This window comes from Haemophilus parainfluenzae (genome assembly GCF_003252755.1).
In the GTDB taxonomy this organism is placed as follows: domain Bacteria; phylum Pseudomonadota; class Gammaproteobacteria; order Enterobacterales; family Pasteurellaceae; genus Haemophilus_D; species Haemophilus_D parainfluenzae_N.
Genome location: NZ_QEPT01000017.1, coordinates 1 through 5,300 on the forward strand (window position 1 = coordinate 1; position 5,300 = coordinate 5,300).

At 35.1% G+C, this 5,300-nt stretch carries 7 protein-coding genes and 1 rRNA gene; 3 read left to right on the forward strand and 5 right to left on the reverse strand.

Going from position 1 to position 5,300, the window contains the following annotated elements; genetic code table 11:
- Both DPV95_RS10265 and DPV95_RS10270 read right to left on the reverse strand, forming a co-directional pair.
- Positions 1-107 (reverse strand): 16S ribosomal RNA (locus tag DPV95_RS10265); the annotation flags it as partial.
- Positions 108-421: 314 nt separating this feature from the next.
- The gene (locus tag DPV95_RS10270; RefSeq protein WP_080351323.1) at positions 422-1,090 is read right to left on the reverse strand and encodes a TfoX/Sxy family DNA transformation protein; all 669 of its coding nucleotides are present in this window, start codon (positions 1,088-1,090) and stop codon (positions 422-424) included.
- 229 nt (positions 1,091-1,319) lie between these two features.
- Between DPV95_RS10270 and DPV95_RS10275 the strand changes: the two genes are divergently transcribed.
- From DPV95_RS10275 to recX, 3 genes are all read left to right on the forward strand, one after another.
- Positions 1,320-2,162 (forward strand): patatin-like phospholipase family protein, encoded by an 843-nt coding sequence (locus DPV95_RS10275; RefSeq protein ID WP_049368006.1) that lies wholly within the window; start codon positions 1,320-1,322, stop codon positions 2,160-2,162.
- Positions 2,163-2,298: 136 nt separating this feature from the next.
- On the forward strand, positions 2,299-3,354 hold the full coding sequence (recA, locus tag DPV95_RS10280; protein ID WP_014064545.1) for a recombinase RecA: 1,056 nt from the start codon (positions 2,299-2,301) through the stop codon (positions 3,352-3,354).
- A 69-nt stretch (positions 3,355-3,423) separates the two neighbouring features.
- Positions 3,424-3,876 carry a recombination regulator RecX gene (gene recX / locus DPV95_RS10285; RefSeq protein WP_049368005.1) on the forward strand — a complete coding sequence of 151 codons (453 nt, stop codon included), beginning with the start codon at positions 3,424-3,426 and terminating at the stop codon, positions 3,874-3,876.
- Here recX and crcB read toward each other — a convergent pair.
- From crcB to DPV95_RS10300, 3 genes are all read right to left on the reverse strand, one after another.
- On the reverse strand, positions 3,851-4,246 hold the full coding sequence (gene crcB, locus DPV95_RS10290; RefSeq protein WP_049368004.1) for a fluoride efflux transporter CrcB: 396 nt from the start codon (positions 4,244-4,246) through the stop codon (positions 3,851-3,853). The genes recX and crcB overlap by 26 nt on opposite strands.
- Complete coding sequence (locus tag DPV95_RS10295) at positions 4,247-5,065, reverse strand: Cof-type HAD-IIB family hydrolase (protein ID WP_049368003.1); 819 nt, start codon at positions 5,063-5,065, stop codon at positions 4,247-4,249.
- A gap of 157 nt (positions 5,066-5,222) precedes the next feature.
- Positions 5,223-5,300, reverse strand: a 78-nt coding sequence (locus tag DPV95_RS10300; protein WP_457758357.1) for an EF-Tu C-terminal domain-related protein, incomplete at its 5' end; no start/stop codon positions are given.

Below are 5,300 nucleotides of genomic sequence, written 5' to 3' on the forward strand. Positions count from 1 at the left end.
CGCCACTCGTCATCAAAGAAGCAAGCTTCTTTATGTTACCGTTCGACTTGCATGTGTTAAGCCTGCCGCCAGCGTTCAATCTGAGCCATGATCAAACTCTTCAATTCAAGTTCAATCGCTCAATACTGCTGACATAAAATGTCACTACTTAAAAAAGTATTATGAATTTCTAGTTAGCACCTATTAAGACTTCAAAATTAAAAAATATTTTTAAAACAAGTCAATCAACAAGTGCCCACACAGATTGTCTGATATATTGTTAAAGAGCAAAAAAGAACGACGCACCGGTTTTTCTTAAGATTCACAACAGCGCGTCGTTGTGTGGGGCGTATTATAGGCATTTCAGATGCCTTTGCAAGCTCTTTTTGTAAAAAAAACTATCAATAGATTATTTTTTATACGCCATTACATTTAAGTGATGTTATTCAACCTTTTTTAAGGCCCGTTTACAGCGCCTAAAGCCATTAGCAGAGAGTATTTCATTAAGTTTACAAAGTCCTCTTTCCTTCTCTTTTTCCGTATAAAACTCACAATTGCGATTTTCTAAAGCACCGCGAAGCCGCCAATAAAAAGCTTCTGTTGCTCCAATATCCGCTTTCTTCAAACGAACAATTGCATTTTCAGCACCTATTTGTCGTAAGATATCCACATTATCAATACCGACTTTCTTTAGTGCTCGTTCATATTTAATAGATAAATTCGGTAAATCACGAATCCGTCCAATCTTAGAGAGCGCAGACTCGAGTTTTTCCTTCCTTATTTGAGTTATTGAAAGAATGATCAAAGTTCTCATTAAGGCATTATCTTTCAAGATACTCTCAGTTAAAGCATAATAATCAGATAACACAAAGCGTTTATTGAGTTCATTTGTTGCAAAGGCTTTACAGCCCAACCCTTTTAATTTTATAGAAAGTTCACCTTTAGCCCTCAAGTAAACCTTATTATTAATCCAAACAGCAAACATATCCTTATCTTTATGGAATAATCCATATCCAGTAAATAGGTTTTTGCTTGTTACATCTCCAATCAGTTGATTTAGTAAATTACACACTCTGATAATATTATCATTGGGCATCGTTAGGATTTTCATTTTAAAGCTCTCCTTAGAGTAAAGTTTATTTTATTTAGCTATAACTAAGAAGCACTACTATGGAATAGTTATATCATAATCAACCAGGTATAACTAAAAGAAATTTTCAATTTTGTGAGATAGATCGCAAATGTAAAATTTATTTAAAAATAAACAAGGAGATTGGTGGAAACAAGATTATAATTAATCACTTAAGCCTATTAAAATTTTTAACATCTAGGAATAAATAATGATAACCGGACTTGTTCTCGAAGGTGGTGGCATGAGAGGCATGTTCACCGCAGGTGTCCTTGACGCTCTAATGGAACAAAACATTCAAATAAATAAAATTATTAGCGTTTCTGCGGGCGCGTTATTTGGCATAAATTACGCATCCAATCAAAAAGAAAGAGCATTGAGATATAACTTAAAATATCTTAAAGATAAGCGCTATATGGGATTTCGTAGCCTTTTTACAACTGGCAATATTATCAATAAAAATTTCGCTTTCTATGACCTCCCCTTTAATCTCGACCCTTTTGATCAAAATGAATTCGAGAAATCTCACATTGATTTCTATTTAGCAGCCACAAACATTGACAATGGCAAAGCTGAATATTTCAAAATCAAAAATGTTTTTGAAGAAATGGAATACTTCAGAGCAACTTCCGCTATGCCTTTTGTCTCACAATTTGTGGAAATCAATGGACAAAAATATTTAGACGGTGGAGTTGCTGATAGTATTCCATTTGAAAAAGCACAAGAGCTTGGTTGCAATAAAATCATTGTTGTTTTAACCCAACCGATCGACTACCGTAAAACAAAATCTTCTTCTTTTTTATTCAAGCTTTTTTATCGCAAATATCCACACTTAGTTAAAACCTTAGAAAATCGCTACCGCACTTATAATGAACAAGTAGAAGAAATCATTCGCTTAGAAAAACAAAATAAAATCTTTGTGATTCGCCCAAATGTATCACTCAATATAGGTCGATTAGAACGAGATGAAGCCAAAATAAGAACTGTATATAAAATGGGTGAAAAAATTCTCGAAGCACAAATTCAAGATCTACAAAAATACTTAAAAAGTTGATTTTAAATAAACTATTTCTAAAATTTGGAATCTAGTTCACATTTTTTCATCGAGGAAAAAATTTTCTCTTGATACTGTACATCAATACAGATATAATCTAGCCAAATTTAGATAACTCTATTCAAGAAGGTTTTATATGGCAACTCAAGAAGAAAAGCAAAAAGCACTCGCAGCAGCACTTGGTCAAATTGAAAAACAATTCGGTAAAGGCTCAATTATGAAATTGGGTGATACTCAAGCCCTTGACGTTGAATCTGTTTCAACGGGTTCTTTAGGTCTTGATGTCGCTCTTGGTATTGGTGGTTTACCAATGGGTCGTATTGTTGAAATTTTTGGACCTGAATCTTCTGGTAAAACAACCTTAACGTTATCTGTTATCGCTCAAGCACAAAAAGTAGGTAAAACCTGTGCGTTTATCGATGCGGAACATGCACTTGATCCTATTTATGCAGCAAAACTTGGCGTTGATGTGAAAGAACTTTTAGTATCCCAGCCAGATAATGGTGAACAAGCACTTGAAATTTGTGATGCCTTAGTTCGTTCTGGAGCTGTAGATGTCGTTATTGTAGACTCTGTTGCTGCACTTACCCCGAAAGCTGAAATTGAAGGCGAAATGGGTGATTCACACATGGGTTTACAAGCGCGTTTAATGTCTCAAGCGCTACGTAAATTAACTGGTCAAATCAAAAATGCAAACTGCCTTGTTATCTTTATTAATCAAATTCGTATGAAAATAGGTGTTATGTTTGGTAACCCAGAAACCACAACTGGTGGTAACGCGCTAAAATTCTACTCTTCTGTTCGTTTAGATATCCGTCGTACTGGTTCAGTTAAAGATGGAGATGAGGTAATTGGTAACGAAACTCGTGTTAAAGTCGTAAAAAATAAATTAGCAGCACCTTTCCGCCAAGTTGATTTCCAAATTCTTTACGGAGAAGGGATTTCCAAAGCTGGCGAATTAATTGAACTCGGTGTTAAGCACAAACTTGTTGAGAAGTCCGGTGCATGGTATGCATACAACGGTGAAAAAATTGGTCAAGGTAAAGCTAATGCGATGAAATGGTTACATGAAAACCCTGCGAAATCAGACGAACTTGAAGCGAAGCTTCGTGCTGAATTAGTCGCTAACCCAGAACAAGCATTAATGGCTGATATTGAACAATCTAATGATGACGCAGAAAGCGATTTCTAATCACTAAAAGTGCGGTCAAAACTGACCGCACTTTTTATTTCAACTGTATTTCACCTAAAAGGAATTTCTATGTCTTCTCTTGCTTTGAGCTATGTCGTTAATTTACTTGCTCGACGTGAATATAGCGAATTTGAACTACGCAATAAAATGCAGGAAAAAGCATTTACAGAAGATGAGATCGATGAAACGATTGCTTACTGCCAGAAAAAAAACTGGCAAAATGATAAGCGATTTGCTGAAAATTATTTACACGCACGTTCACAACATGGGTATGGTGCAAATCGTATTAAACAAGAATTACGTCAACTAAAAGGTGTATCTTCAGACGTAATAAATGAAGTTCTTGTAGAAAGTGAAATTAATTGGACTGAAATCTCAGAAAAGGTTCTACGTAAAAAGTTTCCTAATTATGCAGAACCTCAAACAACCAAAAGCAAACAAAAAATTTGGCAGTATATGCTCTCTCATGGATTTTATTCTGAAGAATTTAGCGATTTTATCGGAAATGGAATAGAAGACTGATGAGCCTAAAGAAATAAATTCCTAATACTGTAAAAATTAAGCAACCAAGTAAATGACTCACTAAAACGAATAACCCATTTACCCATTCTTCTTTAAAAAAGTGTTCAATCACTTCTCCTGAAAAAGAGGAAAACGTGGTGAGTGCACCAAGAAACCCGGTCACTAAGAATAATCGCCATTCAGAACTAAATTGAGGGAATATCCAAAAGGCTGCCACTAGAATTCCCATCAAAAAGCAGCCAATAAAATTAGCCACAAGTGTGCCAAATGCAAATGAACTAAACAGTGAATTAAGCCATAAACCTAATCCCCAGCGTAAAGAGGCACCAAGCGCTGCACCGGCACTAACCAGAAAAATTGACTGAAACATCTATTTAATACCAAAAAGCATTGCTAAATGTTTAGCCACTGCTTCATCTTTATTAAACCCGATCTCTTCCAGTTCAGGACAAGCTTCCTTTAAACGAGGATCAGCATTTGCCATCACATAACCTTTACCAACCCAAGAAAGCATTTCAATATCATTCTGCCCATCACCAAAAGCAATACAATCTTTTAATCCATAATTTCTATTTTTTAATAGATGAGCTAATGCATCACCTTTAGATATATTTTTATTCATCACCTCTAAGCAAGTCAAAGCAGAATAAACAATCGTCGTTTTATCACCCAAATGCGTTCTAAGATAATCTTCTAGTTCGATTAGATCTTTAGGATCATGAGCAATAAAAAATACTTTTTCAGTTCCTCTTCCATGATGCTTTGTGAAATCAACCACTTCATACATAAAACCTGAATCTTTATGGTATTTTTCCAATTCAGGGACATCTGTATTGATAAACCAACCATCATCCTGATAAGTATTGATACAAATTTTGGTGCGATCAAACGGAATTTTGTACAGCTCAAGCACGATTTCTTCTGGAAGACTATTGCTATAAATAAGGTTACCTTTTAGGTCACGCACTCTCGCCCCATTAGAGGTTATCATCACGGCATACTCCGTACCAATCTTGTCTAAAATAGAAGCAACATCCGTATGATTACGACCCGTTGCTAAAATAATATCTACACCTTTTTGTTCTAATTTATTCAATACATCAATAGTAAACTCACCAATTGCATGATTGGTATTAAGTAGCGTGCCATCAAGATCAGAGACAACGGCTTTAAATGGTAGTTGTTGCATAAAAATACCCGTATAAATAATGATTATGTATCATACCAAAACAACATAATTTTTGACCGCACTTTCTATCATAAAAATTACATTCATTGATAAAAAACAAAAAGGCGTATCTTTCGATACGCCTTCTTAATCTAACTTGTTACAGTTAATACATCAATTATTTGATGATTTTCGCAACAACACCAGCACCTACTGTACGGCCACCTTCACGGATTGCGAAACGTAAACCTTGGTC

What these genes read in the sequence shown, in the direction of transcription:
- DPV95_RS10270 (WP_080351323.1), bottom strand. Translation starts at nt 1,090, where the DNA reads ATGAAAATCCTAACGATGCCCAATGATAATATTATCAGAGTGTGTAAT.
- DPV95_RS10275 (WP_049368006.1), top strand. Translation starts at nt 1,320, where the DNA reads ATGATAACCGGACTTGTTCTCGAAGGTGGTGGCATGAGAGGCATGTTC.
- recA (WP_014064545.1), top strand. Translation starts at nt 2,299, where the DNA reads ATGGCAACTCAAGAAGAAAAGCAAAAAGCACTCGCAGCAGCACTTGGT.
- recX (WP_049368005.1), top strand. Translation starts at nt 3,424, where the DNA reads ATGTCTTCTCTTGCTTTGAGCTATGTCGTTAATTTACTTGCTCGACGT.
- crcB (WP_049368004.1), bottom strand. Translation starts at nt 4,246, where the DNA reads ATGTTTCAGTCAATTTTTCTGGTTAGTGCCGGTGCAGCGCTTGGTGCC.
- DPV95_RS10295 (WP_049368003.1), bottom strand. Translation starts at nt 5,065, where the DNA reads ATGCAACAACTACCATTTAAAGCCGTTGTCTCTGATCTTGATGGCACG.